Origin of the sequence: Bergeyella anatis, from assembly GCF_036016955.1 — a bacterium.
Taxonomy (GTDB): Bacteria; Bacteroidota; Bacteroidia; order Flavobacteriales; family Weeksellaceae; genus JAYWXI01.
This window is the reverse complement of the sequence record NZ_JAYWXI010000064.1, coordinates 1-1,204: the sequence shown is the minus strand read 5'-3', so window position 1 is coordinate 1,204 and position 1,204 is coordinate 1. Positions and strand designations below refer to the sequence as shown.

The following is a 1,204-nucleotide window of genomic DNA, read 5'->3' as shown; positions in this document are numbered from 1 at the left end:
ACATATGCCTCCTGTACATATGTTATTATCGGTAATTTCTTTGGCAAGGATACTTAAAAATTTTACAGATGCTCGTTCAGGAGTGGGTAAAGAAGAGTTGTTAAATTATTTTGCCCAATGGTGTAATGTTACCCAAGGTGAATTTGAATCTTTGTTTACCCAGGTCATCAATACCGATTATGACCATAATCAGATGGACGTAGCAGTCTTTAGAATCAAAAATTTTATGCGTACTTTGGAGGAGTTATTCTCAATGTTAAGTCGTTTAGATTACATTGGTAAGAAAAAAGACGGAAGTATTTTTGTATCGGAAGTTACAGATGAAAATGAAGCGGTTATTCAGCCAAGACGAAGCAAAACCTTCTTAGCAGACTAAAAATTATTGTAAAACTAAACAGAATTCATTATGGAAATACTCAATAAAGATAAAAGAAGAAAAGCCTATCTATTTTTTATTTTGTTCTTCACTCTGTCGGTAGGTCTTTTGATGTTTGCTATGGCATTTAATATCGCTTTTCCTTTTGAGGAAAATATGCTTTTGAAGCGAGAAAATCAGCGTATAGAAAAAGAAATGCAGACACAGGATAATTTCTCATATCAATTAGAAAAAGTTAAAGCAGCTGTGGACTCAATAGGAACTTCGGGGTATAAAGATGATTTTTTTAATGAAAAATTGGCTTTGTCAATATTGGCAGATATGTATAAACAATTACCTAAAGATACTCTGAAAAATAAGAATATGTACAATAATACCATTATAGCCTATAAACAGTTGATAGATGCTAAGAAGCAACTTAAACAATTTTCAACGGAGCAAAAAACAATGGACAGTCTTAGCACTATCAATAAGGCACTTAAAGAAGAGTATGATAAAATTAAAATTGATTTAGAGATATGTAAACAATTGTATCAAGTACAGTAAGTAATAATACTATGTAATCTCAAATACTATGACTAATAATCCTTTGAATAATCCGGACCACCCTCTTCACATCAAGACCTATCAAGACTTTTTAGCCGATGTGAATAACCCCGTGGTGATGCCCACGCTTTATATAGGTGGCAAACCTTTTTTGGAACGAGAGCATTTTAAGGTAGAGATACATCAATACACAGGCAAGCACGATGAATTTACCATTATTGTATCCGATGAAGTGGTAGATGACTTCTATGGATTTTTAATGCGTCAATCCCGCTTACTTTT

General features: G+C 33.0%; 1 protein-coding gene and 2 pseudogenes. All 3 read left to right on the top strand.

Translation table 11 applies throughout. The features are described 5' to 3' along the window. Window positions 1-376: pseudogene (locus VQ048_RS12195) on the top strand (hypothetical protein); the annotation flags it as partial. Between the two features lie 30 nt (window positions 377-406). After that, window positions 407-922, top strand: a complete 516-nt coding sequence (gene tssO / locus VQ048_RS12190) for a type VI secretion system TssO (protein WP_327611927.1) — start codon at window positions 407-409, stop codon at window positions 920-922. 43 nt (window positions 923-965) lie between these two features. Beyond that, window positions 966-1,204: pseudogene (locus tag VQ048_RS12185) on the top strand (type VI secretion system Vgr family protein); the annotation flags it as partial.

Excerpts from the sequence above, each read along its gene's own strand:
- tssO (WP_327611927.1), top strand. The coding sequence starts at position 407 with ATGGAAATACTCAATAAAGATAAAAGAAGAAAAGCCTATCTATTTTTT.